Source organism: Alkalihalobacillus alcalophilus ATCC 27647 = CGMCC 1.3604 (assembly GCF_000292245.2).
In the GTDB taxonomy this organism is placed as follows: domain Bacteria; phylum Bacillota; class Bacilli; order Bacillales; family Bacillaceae_D; genus Alkalihalobacillus; species Alkalihalobacillus alcalophilus.
This window is the reverse complement of record NZ_ALPT02000006.1, coordinates 15,544-34,557: the sequence shown is the minus strand read 5'-3', so window position 1 is coordinate 34,557 and position 19,014 is coordinate 15,544. Positions and strand designations below refer to the sequence as shown.

Below are 19,014 nucleotides of genomic sequence, written 5' to 3'. Positions count from 1 at the left end.
GAACATCTAGGACTACCAGCTTGCAAGATATAGTTGGTCGTCCTAACAGGTTCAATTAGGAGGCGGAATGGCAGATGAAAAGAACGAAACGGCTAGTTTTATTGACGGCATTTGTTTTGACAGGGATTTTAGCGGCATGTTCTTCAGATGGAGCTAATTCGGGTGATGGAGACAGAGTAGAAATCTTAAATGTTTCTTATGATCCAACAAGGGAGCTATACCAAGATTTTGATAAGGAGTTTGCGGACTATTGGAAAGAAGAAACAGGTCAAACAGTCAGAATCAACTCTTCACATGGTGGTTCAGGAAGCCAAGCAAGAGCGGTCATTGATGGATTAGAAGCTGATGTTGTAACACTTGCGCTAGCTTATGATATTGATGTTTTACATGAAAATCGAGAATTAATTCCTGCTGATTGGCAAACGAGACTCGATGATAATTCAACGCCATATACGTCAACGATTGTCTTTTTAGTAAGGAAAGGAAATCCATTGAATATCCAAGATTGGGATGACCTCGTTCAAGAGGATGTTTCTGTTATTACGCCAAATCCGAAAACATCAGGAGGGGCAAGATGGAATTATTTAGCGGCATGGGGCTATGCACTTGAAGAATATGGAACAGAGGAAGCGGCCGAAGAATTTGTCTCAAAGCTGTATCAAAATGTGGAAGTGCTAGATTCAGGAGCAAGGGGATCAACAACGACTTTTGTGGAACGAAAAATCGGTGATGTTTTCCTTTCATGGGAAAATGAAGCGTACTTAGCAATTAATGAGCTTGGCGAAGATGAATTTGAAATTGTTAATCCATCTATTAGTATTTTAGCAGAACCGCCAGTATCTGTTGTTGATGCAAATGTTGATAAAAAAGGAACAAGAGAAGTGGCAGAAGCGTATTTAGAGTTTTTATATACGGACATTGGCCAGGAACTAGCAGCAGAGCATTATTATCGTCCAAGAAATGAAGAAATTTTAGCACAATATGATATCTTCCCAAATATTCAATTATTTACGATTGATGATGTGTTTGGTGGCTGGCAAGAAGCTCAAGAAATACATTTTAATGATGGTGGCGTTTTTGACCGAATTTACCAACCATAGAAACGAGGTAGGGACAAAACCATTTAAAAAAGAGTTGAATGACTAAATGATGGCCATCTAACTTTTTTATTGGAAATTTCTTGTTTTTTATTACAAAAGGAATGAGAAGATTCATCCTCTCTCCTAGTGGGCGAGTCATGCAGCGAATGGAGTAAGCTAAATGATTCAGCCTAATCTAACTAACTGGACTTAATCAGTAGCCTACAGGACGCGGAGCATGATTTTCGGAAACGGTGAATAGAACGCCATCCACTACGATTCCAATAAATGTTACCTGTTATTCGTATCAGAGGAGGTTTTTGTCCCATCCTCTTATTAATTAAAGAATTCTAGCTAGACGGAGAGGTGTAACGATTTTGGCAAGAAAAAGAAAATGGAAACAGTATAGTGTTCTACCAGGATTTGGACTATCAATGGGTTTTACGATGATGTATGTGACTTTGCTTATTTTTATTCCCCTTACGATGATTTTTCTTAATACAGCAACAATGGGCTGGGGGAACTTCTGGGCAGTTGTGACGGAACCAAGAGTTGTCGCTTCTTATAAATTAAGTATTGGAGCGGCTTTTGCGGCAGCATCCATTAATGCCGTATTTGGTTTATTAATCGCATGGGTACTCGTTCGTTATAACTTCCCAGGCAAAAGGTTTATTGACGGACTAATTGATTTACCCTTTGCGTTACCAACGGCGGTTGCTGGTATCGCACTGACTTCTTTATACGCCACAACAGGCTGGGTTGGTCAATATTTAGATATTTTTGGGATTCGAGTTGCTTTCACACCACTTGGCGTTATCGTCGCTTTAACATTTATCGGTTTGCCATTTGTCGTACGAATGGTTCAACCTGTGTTAGAAGGCATTGAAAAAGAAGTCGAGGAAGCTTCAGCAAGCCTTGGAGCCACTCGTTTTCATACGTTTTTTAAAGTAATATTACCTGTGATCTTTCCGGCATTATTATCAGGTTTTGCCTTAGCATTTGCTAGAGCATTAGGGGAATATGGTTCCGTTGTCTTTATATCAGGGAATATGCCAATGCGAACGGAAATTACGCCATTGTTAATTATGACAAAACTTGAACAATTTGACTACATCGGAGCAACAGCGATCGCCGCAGTGATGCTTGTCTTCTCGTTTATTATGCTGTTAGTCATTAATGCAATTCAATGGTGGAGTCAAAGAAGATATGCGTAAAAAGGAGTTAAAATGATGGCTGGTTTACAAACTCAAACAAATCAACAAACAATTCAAGCAAAGGCATTAAAAGAGCCAAATTGGGTAAAATGGCTGCTCATTTCTATCGCTCTCGTCTTTCTTATTCTCTTTTTATTATTACCGTTAATTGCAATCTTCTTTAAAGCATTTGAACAAGGAATTGCGACTTATATGGCGGCGATTACGGAACCAGATGCGATGTCGGCCATCAAATTGACGTTATTAGTAGCGGTCATTGTCGTCCCCTTAAATACGATTTTTGGAGTGGCAGCCGCTTGGCTTATTTCGAAATACCGCTTTCGGGGTAAAAGCTTTTTAGTTACTTTAATTGATTTGCCATTTTCTGTGTCGCCTGTCATTGCTGGTTTAGTTTTTATTTTATTATTTAGTGCCCATGGTCTTTTTGGTCCCTTTTTAATGGAGCAAGGCTGGAGAATTATATTCTCTGTACCAGGTATTATTTTAGCGACGTTGTTTGTGACAGTTCCATTTGTTGCACGAGAATTAATTCCACTCATGCAAGCGCAAGGGACTTCAGAAGAGGAAGCGTCGGTATCATTAGGGGCAAATGGATGGAGAACCTTCTTACACGTTACTTTACCGAATATTAAGTGGGGGCTTCTGTATGGAATGATTTTATGTAATGCGAGAGCGATTGGCGAATTCGGAGCTGTTTCGGTCGTATCAGGAAAAATTCGTGGAATGACGAATACGATGCCACTTCATGTAGAAATTCTTTATAACGAATATCAATTTACAGCTGCTTTTGCCGTTGCATCACTTATGTCATTATTGGCGATTGTCACGATTATTATTAAAAATACAATTGAATGGAAAGCGAATCAACAAAAGGCGGTGTCATCGTAGTTATGTCAATTAAAATAGAGAATATCTCAAAAAACTTTGGCTCATTTGCTGCATTAACAGATGTCGATTTAAACATTGAATCAGGAGAATTAGTTGCCCTATTAGGTCCTTCAGGTTCAGGGAAAACATCGCTCTTACGAATTATTGCGGGGCTTGAGCAGCCGGATCAAGGAAATATTTATTTTGGTGAACAGAATATGACGGATGTTGAAGCAATTAAAAGACAAGTCGGTTTTGTTTTTCAGCATTATGCTCTCTTTTCTCATATGAGTGTCGCTGAAAATATTTCTTATGGGTTACGAGTCAAACCGAGAAAAGAAAGACCTTCAAAAAAGGAAATCAAAGATAAAGTTAAAGAATTACTTGAATTAGTCAAGCTTGATGGCTTAGAAAATCGCTATCCAAGTCAATTATCTGGAGGTCAAAGGCAAAGGGTCGCTTTAGCAAGAGCGCTAGCTGTTCAACCAAAAGTGCTGTTGCTTGATGAACCATTTGGGGCATTAGATGCGAAAGTACGAAAAGATTTAAGAAGATGGTTAAGAAAACTTCATGATGAGTTTCATATAACAAGTGTTTTTGTCACTCACGACCAAGAAGAGGCTTTAGATGTTTCAGACCGAGTCGTTGTGATGAATGATGGTCAAATTAAACAAATTGGTACACCTGACGAAGTGTATGAAAACCCTAATAGCCCGTTTGTCTTTGATTTTTTAGGAAATGTCAATATTTTTAAAGGGAGAGTACACAACGGTATTTTTCAATCATCTGGGGATGAAATTTATCATCGTGATATCGCGGCAACGGTGCAAAATACAAAAAAGGACACATTTGCTTATACAAGACCTCATCAATTTGATATTCAAACGACTGAGCAAGGGGAAGGTTATTTACCTGTTTCGATTCAATATATTCATGCAGTAGGTCCAATCGTCTTTATTGAAGCAAAGCGAGAGCAAGGAGATTTAATTGAAATTGAATTAGAAAAGAGCAAGTTTATTGATTTAGGTATTACACAAGGTCAAGTTGTTTTTGTTAAACCAAAACAAATAAAAGTGTTCACACCTGAGGAATTTTCGATTTAATTTAATAAAACAAAAAGACTGATCGGTTCACCGAAAGCTTTTATTCATAATGAATAGAGGCTTTTTTTCGTAGATAATATTTTGGAGGAGGGATTTATATGAAGTGGGGAAGGTTATGGTTGAGGTTTTTCTTGTTTATCCCATACTTTATCGCACCACCTGCTTTGTTATTTAATGAAGAGTTTATGAGGAAATATACAAAATATACGAGTTGGAAAGAAATGAATAGGAACTATCAAGAGGAAATTTCAATTATTTGGCCACTCGTCCTGCAAGTAGAATCAAAAGCGTGGGAACAATTTGTTCTGAATCAAACTGCTTTTCAATCGTGGACAGATATGCGAGAAAAAGCGGAACAGTTTTATTTAAGTCATTATCCTTATGGGCCCTTTTATTAAGCTGAATGGAGATAAACAACTGCATAACCGACTAGTTTACTAGAGGTCTTAATTTCTTTATTTGAATTATCAAATATGGACATTAGGACCTTATCTTTTTTTTAAAGAGATTTCCTAAAAAAATGAAAGGGAGAGTGTGAAATGAGCATTTTAAATGAAAAAGAAAACAAAACAAAGGTTGAGGTAAAACAAGTTTCAGGTCGAATTGGTGCTGTGGTGACAGGGATTAAACTTACAGGTTCATTGGATGAGGAAACGACTAAAATTGTCGAAAATGCTTTACTGAAGCATAAAGTTTTGTTCTTCCGTAATCAAACGCATTTAACAGATTCAGAACAAGAAGCCTTTGCTAGACTACTTGGAGAGCCAATTTCACACCCTACCGTCCCAGTTAAAGAAGGAACAAAGCATATTTTAGAATTAGATTCAGACAAAGGTGGGCGTGCAGATGCATGGCATACGGATGTGACTTTCACGATTGATTACCCTAAAATTACGATCTTGCGCTCAGTGAAAGTCCCAGAGTTTGGTGGCGATACCGTTTGGGCTAATACGGTTGAAGCGTATGAGCACTTACCAGAATCATTAAAAACATTAGCACAACAACTATGGGCTGTTCATTCGAATGATTTTGATTATGCAGCTAGGAGACCAACAGCGAAAAAAGAGGCGGTTGAGCGCTATAAGAATGTATTCGCCTCAAAAGTCATTGAAACAGAACATCCGGTCGTTCGAACACATCCTGAAACGGGAGAACAAACATTATTATTAGGGAGTTTTGTTAAACGAATATCGGGGTTATCAAGTTCTGCATCTGCCCATTTAATTGCTTTATTTCAAGAATACATTACAAAACTTGAAAATACGGTTCGTTGGCAGTGGCAAGAAGGAGATGTTGTGATTTGGGATAACCGAGCAACACAACATTATGCGATTAATGATTATGAGGGTGCTCATCGGGTTATGAGTCGTGTCACTCTGAAAGGCTCGATCCCTTATAACATCGTTGGAGAAGAGAGTAAACCATATTCTTAAACGAATAAATCCGACTAAATTAATACGAATAGTTATATTTTGTCCTGGTGAAGGGGGAGTTCTTCACCAGGTTAAAACAAGGCAAGATGATCGCTAGAAAAGTCCGGTTAGTCAATTTAAAATAAAAAATTTGGAGGAGTGTTTTCAAATGACGAACCAACGTGAAATGAAATTAGGGGCCTTCTTTATGGTGCCGGGACACCATGTAGCGGCATGGCGTCACCCGAATAGTGAGATAAATAGCTTACAACAGCTTTCTTTATATAAAAAATTAGCAACAACGGCTGAACGAGGACTGTTCGATATGATCTTTTTTGCCGATGGATACGCATTAAATGAGCAGCTTGATACGGCCGTATCTCAATCGGTAGCGGTCAGGCCAGATCCTCTAGTTTTACTATCGGCTTTAGCGGCTGTAACAGAAAAAATCGGTTTAACCGCCACAGTTTCGACCACTTTTAATGAACCTTTTCATGTTGCGAGGAAATTCGCTTCACTGGACCATATAAGTGGAGGGAGAGCAGCTTGGAATGTTGTGACTTCATCACGTCTTGCTGAGGCACGTAACTTTAATCAAGAGGAACATTTACAACACACTCTTCGGTATGAACGAGCGGAAGAATTTGTTGAAGTGGCCAAAAAATTATGGGATAGCTGGGAAGATGATGCCTTGATTTTAAATAAAGAACGTGCTGAATTTGCAGCCCCGTCCAAAGTGCATGCGATATATCATAAGGGGACTCATTTCTCTGTTCAAGGACCTTTAAATGTGTCTAGGCCAGTTCAAGGTCATCCTGTTGTTGTGCAAGCCGGTTCTTCTGAATCAGGGAAAGAATTAGCAGCCAAAACAGCTGAAGTTATTTTTACAGCTTGGCAAACACTTGAGGAGGCTCAAAGCTTTTATCGAGATATCAAACAACGTCTGACAAAGTACGGACGTTCGGCCAATCAATTAAAAATTATGCCAGGTGTCTTCCCGATTATTGGCAAGACAGAAAAAGAAGCTCGGGAGAAACAACAATATTTACGTGAGTTGATTCCAGAGAAAGTAGGAGTCGGTTTATTATCCGCTTTAATTAATGTCGATTTATCTCCATATTCGGTTGATGGTCCTCTACCTTCCTTGCCTGAAGTAACGGAAATAAACGGGGCGAAAAGCAGATTCCAGCTCATAAAAGATTTAGCGGAGCGTGAGCATTTAACGATTAAACAATTATATGGTCGGATCGCTGGGGCGAGAGGACATCGTGAAATATTTGGTACAGCCTCACAAATTGCTGATCAAATGCAAGAATGGTTTGAAAACGGAGCAGCAGATGGCTTTAATGTGATGCCACCTTTTTTACCAGATGGATTAGAAGATTTTGTTGATCAAGTCATTCCAGAACTTCAAGAAAGAGGTCTTTTTAGAACGGAATATACAGGCTCGACATTACGGGAGCATTTAGAGTTAGAGCGACCGATTTCCCAATATGCAAAGCCAAAAGTGCAAAAGAAAAATGTCCAGTAATTTGTCGATTCAAGGGGGAGATGTAAATGGAGTTTGTTCGATTTAAATGGGTTCTTGCACTTACTGTTTTTAGTTTGTTTTTGGTTGCATGCCAAGAAACATCAACTAGTGCAACAAGTGATGACGGAGAGTTAGAAGTAGAAACGCTAAAATATTTAGGGGGAGCAGGAACGGTGAGCTATTGGGAGCTTGCCGAGGATTTAGGCTATTTAGAACCACTTCAATTAGAATGGGTCGGGAATACAACAAGTGGACCTGAGAACATTCAAGCAACTGTAACAGGGAGTATTGATTTTGGTGGAGCTTTTAACGGGGCGATTGTTAAATTAGTCGAAGCCGGTGCTCCAATTACTTCTGTGATCGGTTATTACGGAGTCGATGATGAAACGTGGACGGGATACTTCGTGTTAGAAGATAGCCCAATCCAAGAAGCGAAGGATTTAATCGGGAAAAAGATTGGAGTAAATACACTAGGAGCTCATCATGAATTTGCGATTGTTGAATATTTACGTCAAGAAGGGTTAACAGAAGAGGAGATTGAGCAAGTTTCGTTAGTTGTGATCCCACCTGTTAATGGAGAGCAATCCTTGCGCTCAGGACAATTAGATGTTGCAACCCTTTCGGGGATTTTACAAGATGTTGCTTTAGAACGTGGCGGGGTTAGACCTTTATTTACAGACCGAGATTTATTCGGCAACTTTACAGCGGGCAGCCTCGTTTTCCGAGATGACTTTATTCAAGATAATCCGAATACGGTGAAAAAATTTGTGGAAGGCATGGCAAAAGCGATTGAGTGGGCTCGTGAAACTCCTGTTGAAGAAGTAAGGGAAAGAATGGTTTCCATCATTGAAAAACGAGACCGAAATGAAGATACTAATTTAGTTCAATATTGGAAAAGTGTTGGGATCGAAGGAGCAGGAGGGCAGATTTTGGAATCTGAATTTCAAGTTTGGATTGAATGGCTAGAGCATGATGGCTTTTTAAATAAAGGAGATATTGAAGCGAAAGGGATTTATACAAATGAGTTTAATCCATACGGGGAATAGCGATGGAAAAGAGGGGATAAAAAATGAGCAAGATTCAAGTTTTGAATATTAATAAGCAATTTTCAACAAAGCAAAAAAAACATGTTCATGATGAGCCGTTTCAGGCGATAACCGATGTATCTTTAGATATTAAAGAGGGAGAATTTCTTGTAATTGTTGGTCCAAGTGGTTGTGGCAAATCAACCTTATTAGATTTACTAGCAGGCTTAACTTTACCAACTAGTGGCACCATTACACTAGACGGTAAAGAAATAACTGGACCATCATTAAATCGAGGCATTGTCTTTCAACAATATGCCCTCTTTCCGTGGTTAACAACTTTAGGAAATGTCACATTCGGACTGGAAGAAAAAGGCTATTCAAAGCCAGAACGGATTAAAAAAGCGAAAGAATATATAAAGCTTGTTGGATTAGAAGGTTTTGAAAATCGTTACCCACATGAATTGTCCGGTGGTATGAAACAAAGAGTGGCGATTGCGAGAAGCCTTGCTTATGAACCAGACGTGTTAATGATGGATGAACCATTTGCGGCACTCGATGCTCAAACGCGCGAAACGTTACAAGAAGAATTATTAAAAATTTGGAAAAAGACTAAAAAGACGATCGTTTTTATTACACATGGTATTGATGAAGCTGTCTATTTAGGAGAAAGAGTGGCGGTGATGACCTCACGTCCTGGACAAATCAAAGAAATAGTAGAAATTGATTTACATGCTTTACAATCCGAAGAGGATATTCGTTCGTTGCCTGAATTCGGTGCTTATCGCCACCGGTTATGGACATTGTTGCAAGATGAAGTGAGTAAAGCACAAAGACAAGAAAAGATAAATATTTCATAATAAGAAAGGAAGAATAAAATGGCTCGCACGGATACGGTTATTCGATTACGTAAAAACCAAACGCTCCGAATGAAACCGTTCAACGGTTTATATCAAACAGGGAAAGCGATAGTTTCAAAATCAATTGTGATCATACTCTTTCTTGCCTTGTGGGAAGTAATTCCGAGATTAGGGCTAGTAGAAGTAGCGTTTTTTCCTCCCATTTCAGTAGTATTGAGTGGATTATGGGAGTTAATTGCAACGGGTCAGTTAACGACACATTTGGTTGCCAGTTTAACACGGTCAGTCGTCGGATTTACACTTGCTCTAATCATTGCTATTCCAATTGGCTTATTGATAGGCTGGTTTAAACCGATTTCTGATTTATTTAATCCGATTTTAGAAGCGTTTCGAAACACAGCAGCACTTGCGATTCTCCCTGTTTTTATTTTATTACTTGGAATCGGTGAAGCATCGAAAGTAGCAGTTGTCTTATATGCTTGCTTTTTTCCGATTTTGTTAAGTACGATAAGTTCAGTCCGAAATGTTGATCCTTTATTTATTAAGTCGGCACGTTCTATGGCATTAAGCCCCTTTCGGCTGTTTATAAAAGTGATTTTACCAGCTGCTATTCCGACTATTTTTGTTGGAATAAGATTGGCAGCAGCAGGTTCGATTCTCGTCTTAATGGCTGCTGAAATGATTGGGGCAAAAGCTGGTCTAGGTTATTTAATTATTAATTCGCAGCACAGTTTCCAAATCCCTTATATGTATGCGGGAATTATTACGATTTCGGTTATTGGTATGCTTGTCAATTATTCGCTCTTACGTTTAGAAAAGCGATTAACACCTTGGAAAATAGACTAAAAATAAATGTATAGGGATTGCTATTCACCACTTTTATTGTTATAATTCTTATTAAACAAGTAGGAATATTAAGAATTAATAAGAAGTGTGGGGATGAGACTATGTCATATCAAATAACGATTATTGAAGTACCCACTAAGGAGCCTTCATTAGGTTGTATTCATACCGCCTTAAAAAGCCAATTAGATAAATTTGGAGATATTATTTCTTCCGTATCTGTTAAAGATTTTTCGAATATTAGAAAAGAAACGAAGGCATTACAAGCTATCGACAAAGCTAATTTAGTTGTTCTTTTATTTGAGGCTAAAGAAAGACCTTATAAAGAAATGAAGGATTTTTTAAATGATCTTGATAAAAGTATTTTTAAAGGGAAAATGATTTTACCTGCCATTATTGGTGGAACGAGAGTCCATGCTTCAGTCATTGAATTTAGTCTTAAACCTGTTCTTATTAGTTTAGCGACTACAGAATTAATACCAACGATTTATGTCATGGACGAAACGAAAAAATCACCTTATCCATGTGAACGAAAAGAGTCAGAGCATGAAATAAAAGAATATTTATTTTCGATTTTAAAAAAACATATCCCAATCACTTATTATATTTAAAGGCATAAAATAAATTAAATAATTCGACCGACTGGATGACCAGAGGCATCGTTGTTAATAAACAGCTTTGCCTCTTTTTCAAGAGGAGAAGGAGGAAAATTAAATGCTCCATATCGTGATCATTTCGGGCAGTCCATATAAATCGTCTCGTTTAAATGGATTAATCACATATGCTCAACAGTTTTATGCTCGTCAAGGCGTTAAAGCGGAAGTTTTGCATGTGACAGATATCCCAGCAGAGGCTCTTATTCAAGCTCAATTCAATCATGAAAAAGTAAAAGAATTTAATAAAAAAGTCGATAAAGCGGATTTAGTCATTGTCGCCTCGCAAGTATATAAAGCCTCATTTACTGGAGTACTAAAGACGTATTTAGATTTATTGCCGCAAGATGGCTTAAAAGACAAATCTGTATTGCCCTTTGTTATTGGGGGAAGTTTAGCTCATTTATTAATGGTGGATTATAGTTTAAAACCTGTCTTATCTGCTTTAGGGGCTAAATGGATTGCTAAAGGTTTATATACCGTTGAAAGCGATGTAAATTGGGATGATAGTAAGGAATTAGTCCTAACCAAACAAGCGAAAGAGAGAATTGACCGAACACTAACTGAGTTTATCAAGTGATTATAAGGTTAAAATATCTTGCAGTAATCAGGTTTAAGAGTTCATTGCCATTGAATGAAGAGCTGAGGTTACGGACAAAATAAACACGCGAAATAAAATGAGCGTGTCGGTCCCAAACGAATGGTTTTTCGTTTATTGCGGGCTAGAAATAACATGGATGTTATGTTATGTTATAAAAACACGTCGTTTGAATCGGCGTGTTTTTTCCTGTTTCTGGGGAGGTACGTCTCCTATATAGGGAGATTTTCAAAGTTATTGAAGGGAAAGGAACTTTACATGAAAAATAAGTCACTTGTATTTTATTTATCTGTTTCTTTATTAATGATCATTGTTTTGTTTGGAATTTTTGCTCCAAAACTTTTAGAAGAATGGACCGGTCAATTAACGGCTTTTATATCGTCATCCTTTGGGTGGTATTATTTAATTTTAGTGACAGTTATTGCTCTTGTATGTCTCTATTTTTTAATAAGTCCGGTTGGAATGATAAAATTAGGGAAGCAGGATGATAAACCGCAATTTAACCGTCCGACATGGTTTGCTCTTTTATTTAGTGCCGGTATGGGAATTGGGCTTGTGTTCTGGGGAACGGCAGAACCACTAAGTCATTATGCGGTTAGCTCGCCGACTGGTCAAGAAGGAGCAACACAAGGAATGCGAGATGCCTTGCGATTTACGTTCTTTCATTGGGGCATTCATGCTTGGGCTATTTATGGTTTAGTCGCATTAGTTATTGCCTATTTTACATTTAGGCGTGGTGAGAAAGCATTAATAAGTGCGAGTTTGAGGCCGTTATTGGGCAATAGAGTGGACGGTGGCTTGGGAGTCGCAATTGATGTAATTGCTGTATTCGCTACGGTTATCGGTGTGGCCACAACTCTAGGATTTGGGGTTTCTCAAGTCAATGGTGGAATGAGTTATTTATTTGGATTGCCTTTAAATTTTTGGATTCAATTAGCTATTTTAGTCGTAGTTACAGTATTATTTATGATTTCCGCATTAACAGGGATTGAAAAAGGGATACGGATTTTAAGTAATCTGAATATGATTTTAGCGTTAATTTTATTATTATTTGTCTTTATCTTTGGTCCTACTGTTGCGATTCTTAATCTATATACGGATACATTAGGCGGTTATATTCAAAACTTTTTCCAAATGAGTTTTCGAATTGCTCCGTTTAATACAGAGGCAAGAGAATGGATTGATGGCTGGACAATCTTTTATTGGGCATGGTGGATTTCATGGGCTCCATTTGTGGGGATATTTATTGCCCGTGTTTCTCGAGGGCGCTCCATTAGAGAATTTGTTTTTGGTGTTTTATTTTTACCTTCCTTAGTTGGCTTTTTCTGGTTTGCCACATTTGGTGGTACGGCGATGATGTACGAGCATACGGGAGTGGCGATGCTTTCCAATTTAGCAATAGAAGAAAGTTTATTCGGTGTCTTAGCGAATTTTCCACTTTCTTTAATTATGTCCTTATTAGCCCTTGTTTTGATTGCGATCTTTTTAATCACATCAGCTGATTCTGGTACATATGTATTAGGTATGATGACAACTGATGGCTCACAAACGCCTAGTACAAAAATTAAGCTAATATGGGGAATTATGGTTGCGGCGATTGCGTTGGTTTTGCTTTATTCTGGCGGTTTGCCGGCTTTACAAAATACGATGATTTCTGCTGCCCTTCCATTCTCATTGATTATGTTATTGATGATGATTAGTTTATTAAAAGCTCTTCATAAAGAAGCAAAAGAACTCGGTCTTGGTCGAATCAAAAAACAACCGAAAATGAAATGATAACGTAAAAAAGTAAATAGAAGAACCTCATTTTGTTATGACGACAAAATGAGGTTTTTTTGGCGTTGATTAAAAGGGAGAAGCGCCTAATCTGTAAAAAATCCCCGCCCAATAGAGTTGAACTGTCTCGTCTGCATCCATTTCTCACAATTTTTGATAACTGTCGCTACTTTTGACATCTGACTGACTTATTTCTGTTTTAAAGTAGGATCAAAGCTTAAGCAATAAAGTGATAGGTGGTGGGTAGAGTGGAAATTGAGCAAGAACAAATTTCTAAAAAGGAAAGTAGAGCAAACACTAAAAAGAAAGGACGTTCGTTTATTAAAACGGTAAGTGCTGGTGTGCTTGGTTCGGCGATTACATTAATGGTTATCCCTCAAACAGGCTATTATGAAAATCTCGTCGCTAATCAACTGTCACTTGCTCTTGATGAAGAGGCCCTAGTGAATGAACAGTCAAATAATGAAGGAAATCCCCTTCCTGTGCAAAATATATCGACAGGAACGACGGATTTAATGGATATGATTGAAGAGGCATCAGAGTCAATAGTGGGGGTAGTTAATTTACAAAGTCAGCAAGGCTACGGAGGTTTTTTTCAAAATCAACAAGGAAATGAACAAGAAGCCGTTGAAGCCGGGACAGGTTCAGGTGTCATCTTCAAAAAAGAAGGAGATAAAGCTTTTGTGATTACGAATCATCATGTCATTGAAGGCGCTGACGGAATAGAAGTATCATTGCCATCAGGTGATTCAGTTCAAGCTCAACTAGTCGGCTCTGATGCACTGACAGATATAGCTGTATTAGCGATCGATTCACAATCCGTTCATTCCGTCATAACCTTTGGTGATTCGGACGCACTGCGCCCTGGGGAACAAGTATTGGCGATTGGAAATCCGCTTGGGCTTGATTTATCGAGAACCGTCACTCAAGGCATTATTTCAGCGATTAATCGTACCATTCCTGTTACGACTTCGGCCGGTGAATGGGATTTAGATGTTATTCAAACAGATGCGGCTATTAATCCGGGAAATAGTGGTGGAGCTTTAATTAATACCAATGGAGAAGTCATTGGGATTAATAGTTTAAAAATCGCTCAAAATGGAATTGAAGGTATTGGTTTTGCGATTCCGAGTAATGATTTGCTACCTTTGGTGGAAGAAATTATTGAAAAAGGAGAAATTAGCCGACCTTATTTAGGTGTAGGGTTAGCGAATTTACATGAGATTCCTCAGGGGTACTTAGGCGAGCTACCAGATGAAGTGACAGAGGGTGTCGTCATTACAACGGTTGAGCCGCAGTCTGCAGCTGATCGAGCAGGTCTCCGTGCTGGTGACATTGTCACATCTATTGATAAGAATGAAATAAAAGATGCAACTGAATTACGCAAAGTTTTATATCGAGAGCTTGAGCTTGGTCAAAATGTGGAAATCAGTTTATATCGAAATGGTGAGCTAATCCAAGTAAATTTAACATTAACAGCCAATACATCCTTATAAGAAAGTTGGAATCATAAATGAGAAAAACGATAGTAATAATCAGTAGTGCTATGGTCTTAGTTGGGGCTATTGCATTAGGAGTGTACGTATCCAATTCAACGAATGTGCTAGCAACAGTAAACGGTGAAAAAATAAAACAAGATCAAGTTGAACAATTAGTGATGGCGCAACATGGGGCAACGGCACTAGAAACGCTAATTACCGACAAAATGATTGAATTAGAGGCAAAAGAGCAAGGAATTACTGTGACTGAGGATGAAATGGCAGCTGAAATGGAAAATTATTATGAAATGTATAACGGAGAAGAAGCATTTCAGGAAATGCTTAGTCAAAATGGAATGAGCATTGAAGAGTTAGAAAATGATATACACTATTACTTATTAACAAAAAAGTTAATGTCTTCCATTATAGAAGTGACAGAAGAAGAGACTGTGGCGTATTTTGAAGAAAATCAAGAACAATTTAATCAAGAAGAACAAGTTGAAGCAAGTCATATTTTAGTAGAAGATGAAGATACCGCTAATGAGGTGAAAGAAAAATTAGCGGCAGGTGAAGATTTTTCTACGTTAGCCGTCGAATTTTCAACAGATGAAGCTAGTAAAGAAGAAGGAGGTCAATTAGGTTATTTTTCAAAAGGGGATATGGTCGAACCATTTGAAGAAGTTGCTTTTGAATTAGAATTGGACCAAATTAGTGAACCGGTCGAGTCAGAATTTGGTTTTCATATTATAAAAGTGACTGGGAAAAATGAAGCAAAAGAAGCAGAATTCGAAGAGCATAGAGAAGAGATTGAAGATATCCTATTTAATGAAAAGTTTCAAGTAGAGTATGGACCATGGGTTAACTTATTAAGAGAACAATACAATATCGATTATAATTAACTCAACTTTCGCAGCGTATAATTGACCCTTAACCGTTGATAGAGATTGACTTAAGGGCGATACAAGACTCAAATTGACTTTACATGAACGGTTCAATCGCTGACAGTCTGAACCCATCTCTTCGCAGGCTGTTGAAGGAAACGGTTCACTAAAATGAAGCACTTCGGCTGTCGCGAACAATGTGATTAACTCTTCCTTCCTATTGAAAAAAATGTAAACAGTCAACCCTTTGCTTTAATACGTCAAGTTCATAAACGAACAAACCAATCTCACGTTATCTGTGCATCAAGAAATAAATAATAGGCCCTCCGGCGGTCGCTCCCAAACAGACACTCCGCGTCCTTGCCGAGAACCTCATGAGCCTCCTCAGCACGCTTGCGGGGTCTCATTGGACGGTTTATTCCTGCGGGAGTCTCCGTGTCTGTTTGTCCGCTAGATAATGGAATCGAATCTAGGTTCGGTTTTCTCATGGAATAAAAAAACAGACAATACTTCAAAATACAGTAGCTTGAGAATGATTTTTCTCCTTCCATGACTCATTCCGTTACAGTTGTAAATAAATCCGTGTTGATGCTCTGTTAGCTAGACTAGCGAGCTTATTTCGATTGGAATCCTGTCTTTTCATAACTAACAAAGTGAAGAAGAAGGTCCTTCTGCGTTAGAAATAGCTGATTGAGAATGGCGATATCATCAAACCTCTCCACCACACTTAGCGGACAAAACCATACGGAGACTCCCGCGGGAATAAACCGTGGAGCGAGACCCCGCAAGGCTTGCCGAGGAGGCTCGCAAGGTTCCCGCAGGACGCGGAGTATGGTTTTGGGAGCGACTGCCGGAGGGCCTATTATCTTTTTCTTACTTCACAGCTTATCCGTTTGGTGTGATAGTGCGTTCTCGCTTTTCAAACGTGTCAAGGGCATTTGTTTAAGAGCTTCCCTTTCGCTCTGCCAACTAGTTGAACGGATTTTCTCAGTAATTAATATTAGCGGCTGCTTGAGTTAAATCGAGCAGTCTTTCTTTATGTGGAGCTGAATAAACTAGAACAAAGAAAATCTAAAAAATTTTTTAGAATAAATTTCAGAAAAAACCGAAAAAAATGAAACGCTTTCTTTCTTATAGTAGCAATATTCTTACTGTTTTCTTTGACAATTTTTTAGAAATATGTCTTCCGTTTCGAGCATAACGTGAATCATTTTTATTCTTGAAATCTTCAGAATGAGCTTTTAAAATGTGATTAGTGGTCAAAAGGAGATGAAGAAGTTGAGTGGAAAGAAATTACAAATCATCCGTACAATGCATCCAAAAGAAAAGCCAGATGTGAATAAAGTGAAATTCGGTTCTGTTTTTACTGATCATATGTTCAAAATGAACTATACAGTTAATAAAGGTTGGCATGATCCTAAAATCATTCCGTATCAGCCTGTCACATTAGATCCAGCGGCGATGATTTTTCATTATGGACAAACCGTTTTTGAAGGGTTAAAAGCATATCGCACCGAGGATGATCAGATCTTACTTTTTAGACCTGACCAAAACTTCCAGCGTTTAAATCGCTCAAGTGAGCGGCTTAGTATTCCGCATGTTGATGAAGAGGAAGTATTATATTATTTAAAACAGCTCATTGCTTTAGAAAAAGAATGGGTTCCAAAAGGGGAAGGCACATCTCTTTATATTCGTCCATTTATTATTGCGACTGAAAACAATTTAAGTGTGCATCCTTCAGCCTGTTATACATTTATGATCATTTTATCACCTGTAGCAGCTTATTATCCTGAAGGTATTAATCCTGTCCGGATTTATGTGGAAGAAAACTTTACACGTGCTGTAAAAGGTGGAACAGGAACAGCGAAAACAGCTGGCAATTATTCAGCAGCTTATAATGCCCAAAATGAGGCGACAAAACAAGGGTTTTCTCAAGTGCTATGGTTAGATGGGGTAGAGAAAAAATATATTGAAGAAGTTGGCAGTATGAATGTTTTCTTTAAAATAAACGGAGAGATTGTCACCCCAGCTTTAAACGGCAGCATTTTAGAAGGAATTACCCGTAAATCAATGATTGAATTATTAAAATCATGGGATATGCCAGTCGTTGAAAAGAGACTTTCTATGGATGAACTGTTAGAAGCATACAATCAAGGTTTATTGGAAGAAGCATTTGGTACTGGAACAGCGGCTGTTATTTCGCCAATCGGGGAACTTATTTGGCGTGATCAGAAAATGAAAATAAATGGTGGAGAAACTGGGAATGTATCAAAACGATTGTATGATACGTTAACAGGCATTCAAACTGGTAAAAAAGCAGATTCATTTAATTGGACGATTCAAGTGAATTCATTAGATGAGACAACTTCTAATTAAATCATAATATAAAAAACGAAAGGGCTGTCCCATGAGATTGAAAGATCTTATGAGGACAGCTTTTTTGTATGCCAATTAATATCGAGAGTGTGGTTTATTTTCCATACTAGTTGAAATTGAATAGGATAAATTTGGTTGGTTACACTACCGTTAAAATGGATGGAGGTTTTGGAGGGGATAGGTTGTACAAAATTTCAAGCTATGAATTATTTTGGGTGTTAACACTTATGTCAATCGGCATGACTGTCTTAATCACGATTCAACCTGCCATTCAGTCTGCAGGAAATTATGCATGGCTTTCTGTCTTAATTGCGGGTGTTGCTGCTACCCTAATTACATATCAAGCAACATTATTAGCAAGAGCTTATCAAGGAAAAACATTTGTTCAACTTTGTGAATCGCTGCTTGGAAAATGGCTAGCCAAACTCGTCATTCTAAATTACTTAATCATGTGGACAAGCGTAACGGCGATTATTTTGCGAATGGCAAGTGAATTAATTTATGAATTTATTTTGTATAGAACACCACTCATTGTCATTATTTCTTGTTTAAGTGTGTTAATTTTTTATGGGGTGCATCTTGGGATTGAAGTTCTTTCTCGTAGTGCGACGATATTTGGTCCACTTGTTTTGTTGAGTATCATCGTCACGATCATTTTTAATATTCAAAATGTGGAATTGGCTCATATTCAGCCCGTCTTTGTAAACATTCAAATAAAGCCTTTATTAGAAGGGGCTTTAACCCCTGTTTCTTTATTAGGGGAGTCTGTGATTATTATTGCCTTAACCGCTTTTATAAAAGACATTAAAATGAGCCAAGGTGCATTTATGGGGGCCATTATCATAACGGCTTTTGGATTAACACTTGTTACTTTTTTGGTTATTTCTGTTTTAGGGGTTCCATTTGCGGTGAATCAAATTTTCCCTTACTTTACGATGGTTCGAAAAATTTCTCTCTTTAATATTTTACAACGGTTAGACGCCTTGGCGATCGTTGTTTGGTTGATGAGTGTTTATTTTAAAATGACTTTATATACTTACTGCTTTAGTCATGTAATGAAGGATGCTTTTCGTTTGAAAAATCGTTCGCTTATCGCTTTCGTTTTTGTGCTAGTCGTGACGGTTTTATCACTCATTCCGAATAATTATCTCACAGATGAGTATTTGTATCGAACCACTTATTGGATACGATATGCTCTCCCCGTTAACATGGTAGGCATTCCTTTGCTCCTGTTAATGATTCACTGGATTAAATCAAAAATGAATGGTTCAAGGCAAAAACAGCAAGAAAATGAGACGGTCTCTTCATAGCAGGAAAG

Annotated in this window: 17 protein-coding genes; all 17 read left to right on the top strand. The window is 38.0% G+C overall.

All coding sequences use genetic code 11. The annotated features are described in order from the left end of the window. The first annotated feature begins 74 nt into the window (after positions 1-74). The 17 genes from BALCAV_RS02650 (at position 75) to BALCAV_RS02570 (ending at position 19,006) form a co-directional block, all read left to right on the top strand. On the top strand, positions 75-1,100 hold the full coding sequence (locus tag BALCAV_RS02650) for a sulfate ABC transporter substrate-binding protein (protein WP_003323675.1): 1,026 nt from the start codon (positions 75-77) through the stop codon (positions 1,098-1,100). A 356-nt stretch (positions 1,101-1,456) separates the two neighbouring features. Next, complete coding sequence (gene cysT / locus BALCAV_RS02645) at positions 1,457-2,293, top strand: sulfate ABC transporter permease subunit CysT (RefSeq protein WP_003323369.1); 837 nt, start codon at positions 1,457-1,459, stop codon at positions 2,291-2,293. 15 nt (positions 2,294-2,308) lie between these two features. After that, complete coding sequence (gene cysW / locus BALCAV_RS02640) at positions 2,309-3,181, top strand: sulfate ABC transporter permease subunit CysW (protein WP_003323370.1); 873 nt, start codon at positions 2,309-2,311, stop codon at positions 3,179-3,181. A gap of 2 nt (positions 3,182-3,183) precedes the next feature. Then, positions 3,184-4,263 carry a sulfate/molybdate ABC transporter ATP-binding protein gene (locus BALCAV_RS02635; protein ID WP_003323371.1) on the top strand — a complete coding sequence of 360 codons (1,080 nt, stop codon included), beginning with the start codon at positions 3,184-3,186 and terminating at the stop codon, positions 4,261-4,263. Between the two features lie 98 nt (positions 4,264-4,361). Beyond that, positions 4,362-4,661 (top strand): hypothetical protein, encoded by a 300-nt coding sequence (locus BALCAV_RS02630; RefSeq protein WP_003323373.1) that lies wholly within the window; start codon positions 4,362-4,364, stop codon positions 4,659-4,661. Positions 4,662-4,802: 141 nt separating this feature from the next. Next, positions 4,803-5,696, top strand: a complete 894-nt coding sequence (locus BALCAV_RS02625) for a TauD/TfdA dioxygenase family protein (RefSeq protein WP_003323374.1) — start codon at positions 4,803-4,805, stop codon at positions 5,694-5,696. Positions 5,697-5,844: 148 nt separating this feature from the next. Then, on the top strand, positions 5,845-7,206 hold the full coding sequence (locus BALCAV_RS02620; protein ID WP_003323375.1) for an LLM class flavin-dependent oxidoreductase: 1,362 nt from the start codon (positions 5,845-5,847) through the stop codon (positions 7,204-7,206). 26 nt (positions 7,207-7,232) lie between these two features. After that, the gene (locus tag BALCAV_RS02615) at positions 7,233-8,252 is read left to right on the top strand and encodes an ABC transporter substrate-binding protein (protein ID WP_003323376.1); all 1,020 of its coding nucleotides are present in this window, start codon (positions 7,233-7,235) and stop codon (positions 8,250-8,252) included. 23 nt (positions 8,253-8,275) lie between these two features. Continuing rightward, complete coding sequence (locus BALCAV_RS02610; RefSeq protein ID WP_003323377.1) at positions 8,276-9,091, top strand: ABC transporter ATP-binding protein; 816 nt, start codon at positions 8,276-8,278, stop codon at positions 9,089-9,091. A gap of 18 nt (positions 9,092-9,109) precedes the next feature. Then, positions 9,110-9,937: an ABC transporter permease gene (locus BALCAV_RS02605; RefSeq protein WP_003323378.1), complete on the top strand. Its 828-nt coding sequence runs from the start codon at positions 9,110-9,112 to the stop codon at positions 9,935-9,937. 101 nt (positions 9,938-10,038) lie between these two features. Then, a complete protein-coding gene (locus tag BALCAV_RS02600; RefSeq protein WP_003323379.1) occupies positions 10,039-10,545 on the top strand; it encodes a hypothetical protein in 507 nt (168 codons plus the stop codon). A gap of 103 nt (positions 10,546-10,648) precedes the next feature. After that, a complete protein-coding gene (ssuE, locus tag BALCAV_RS02595) occupies positions 10,649-11,167 on the top strand; it encodes an NADPH-dependent FMN reductase (protein WP_003323380.1) in 519 nt (172 codons plus the stop codon). A gap of 276 nt (positions 11,168-11,443) precedes the next feature. After that, entirely contained in the window at positions 11,444-12,961 is a 1,518-nt protein-coding gene (locus BALCAV_RS02590) for a BCCT family transporter (RefSeq protein WP_003323382.1), read from the top strand. A gap of 248 nt (positions 12,962-13,209) precedes the next feature. Continuing rightward, positions 13,210-14,457 carry a S1C family serine protease gene (locus tag BALCAV_RS02585; RefSeq protein ID WP_003323383.1) on the top strand — a complete coding sequence of 416 codons (1,248 nt, stop codon included), beginning with the start codon at positions 13,210-13,212 and terminating at the stop codon, positions 14,455-14,457. Positions 14,458-14,474: 17 nt separating this feature from the next. Then, positions 14,475-15,338: a peptidylprolyl isomerase gene (locus tag BALCAV_RS02580; protein ID WP_003323384.1), complete on the top strand. Its 864-nt coding sequence runs from the start codon at positions 14,475-14,477 to the stop codon at positions 15,336-15,338. A gap of 1,260 nt (positions 15,339-16,598) precedes the next feature. Beyond that, entirely contained in the window at positions 16,599-17,696 is a 1,098-nt protein-coding gene (locus BALCAV_RS02575) for a branched-chain amino acid aminotransferase (protein ID WP_003324764.1), read from the top strand. Between the two features lie 182 nt (positions 17,697-17,878). Next, a complete protein-coding gene (locus BALCAV_RS02570) occupies positions 17,879-19,006 on the top strand; it encodes a GerAB/ArcD/ProY family transporter (protein ID WP_003324763.1) in 1,128 nt (375 codons plus the stop codon). Positions 19,007-19,014: the final 8 nt, after the last annotated feature.